Genomic DNA, 2034 nt, shown 5'->3' on the forward strand with positions numbered 1-2034 from the left:
CCGTCGGCACCTTTGCCATGGTCTCGACCGAGTTCATGCCCATCGGCCTTTTGACCGACATCGCCCGCGGCCTGAACGTGTCCGACGGCACGGCCGGCCTGATGATCACCATGCCCGGCGTGCTGGCGGCCTTTGCCGGCCCCGCGCTCATCGTCGCTTCGGGCCGGCTCGACCGGCGCACCGTGCTGATCGCGCTCACCACCTTGCTGATCGCCTCGAACCTGCTGGCCGCCTTTGCGCCCAACTTCGCGACCATGCTGGTCGCGCGCCTGATGCTCGGCCTGTGCGTGGGCGGCTTCTGGACCTTTGCGCCGGCCGCCGCCACGCAGCTGGTGCCGGACGCCTCCAAGGCGCGCGCCATGTCGCTGGTGCTGGCTGGCGTGTCCGCCGCCACCGTGCTGGGCGTGCCCGCGGGTTCGTTCCTAGGCACGCAGTTCGGCTGGCGCGCCTCGTTCGCGGTGACCGGCGCGCTCGCGGCCGCGGTGCTGCTGGTGCAGCTGTGGCTGCTGCCCGCGATACCGCCGGTGCGCGCCATCGGTGCGCGCGACCTGCTCACGCCGCTCACGCGGCGCATGGCGCAGGTCGGGCTGCTCGCGGTGCTGTTCTTCATTGCCGGCCACTTCGCGGCCTACACCTACCTGAAGCCGCTGCTGCAGCAGGTGTTCGGCCTCGCGCCCAACTCGGTCTCGACGCTGCTGCTGGTGTATGGCGCGGTGGGCTTTGTCGGCACCTTCCTCGGCGGCAGCCTGGTGGCGCGCAGCGTGCGCGGCACCACCCTGCTGGCGGCGCTGATGCTCGCCACCGCGCTCCTGCTGTCGACGGTGATCGGCTCCGGCTTCGTGCCCGGCGCGGTGGTGGTCGTGATCTGGGGCGTGGCCTTCGGCCTGATCCCGGTCGCGCTCACGGGCTGGATGATGGAGGCCGTGCCCGACGCGCCCGAAGCCGGCCAGGCCCTGCTCGTGAGCGGCTTCCAGGTAGCGATCGCTTCCGGCGCGCTGATCGGCGGCGTGACGGTCGACAACCACGGCATCTCCAGCGCGATGGTGCTCAGCGGCGTGTTGGTGCTGATCGCGGCGCTGATCGTCGGCACGCTGGGCCGGGCGCGCGGCGGCGCCGCGCTGGCTACTTCTTCGGCCGAGTAGCACGGCTGGCCTGTGCGCCCGCCGCAAGGATCGCATCGAGCACCACGCGCAGGGCCTTGTTGACCGGCTTGTCGCGCCGGATCACCACGGCCAGCGTGCGGTGCATGCGGGGGGCCAGCCGGCTGATCTTCAGGCCCGGGTGCGCGCCGCGGCCCGTCATTGCCATGCGCGGGACGATGCCGTAGCCCAGCCCCGCGGCCACCATTTCCTTCATCGCCTCGACGCTGCCCAGTTCCATGACGGGCTGCGGCTGCAGGCCTTCGTCCGCGAACCAGCGGTCGACCAGCTTGCGCGTGTTGGCCGCGGGCTCGAACAGCACCAGCGGCAGCGCGGCCAGGTCGGCGGGCGCCACGCGCGCCTTCAGCGGCGCAAGGTCGCTGCGGCCGATGGCGACGAATTCGTCGTCGAGCACCGGCACCACGCTCAGTGAGCGGCCCGCGGCCGGCAGCGTCACCAGCGCAAGGTCGCTGCTGTTCTCCTCCACCTTGCGGACATGGTCGTCGGTATTGCCGGTGCTCACCACGATGCCGAGCGCCGGAAACTGCTCGCGCAGGCTGCGCAGCACGGCCGGCAAAAAATAGAGGCAGGCGGTGGCGCCGGTGCCCAGCCGCACGCGGCCCGTGATACCGCTCGCATGGTCCGCCAGCGCGTCGATGGCGTTCTCCACCGCGGTTTCGATGTGGTGGCTGTGCCGCAGCAGCTCGGCACCGGCCGGCGTGGCCTTGGCGCGCTTGCCGACGCGCTCGACCAGCCGCACCGCGAGCCTGCGCTCCAGCTGGCGGACCTGCAGGCTCACCGCGGGCTGCGTGAGGCCGAGCCGGTCGGCCGCAGCCGAGAAGCTGCCGGTTTCGATCACCAGGCCGAAGGACCGGAGCTGGTCGAGGTTGAGCGT

At 71.8% G+C, this 2034-nt stretch carries 2 protein-coding genes; one reads left to right on the forward strand and one right to left on the reverse strand.

What is annotated here, in order from left to right:
* On the forward strand, nucleotides 1-1142 hold a 1142-nt coding region (locus AC1DOC_RS31175), incomplete at its 5' end, for an MFS transporter (protein WP_478131276.1).
* Here AC1DOC_RS31175 and AC1DOC_RS31180 read toward each other — a convergent pair.
* On the reverse strand, nucleotides 1123-2034 hold a 912-nt coding region (locus AC1DOC_RS31180; RefSeq protein WP_478131277.1), incomplete at its 5' end, for a LysR family transcriptional regulator. The genes AC1DOC_RS31175 and AC1DOC_RS31180 overlap by 20 nt on opposite strands.

It is taken from the genome of Variovorax sp. 01T439_2, from assembly GCF_056398445.1.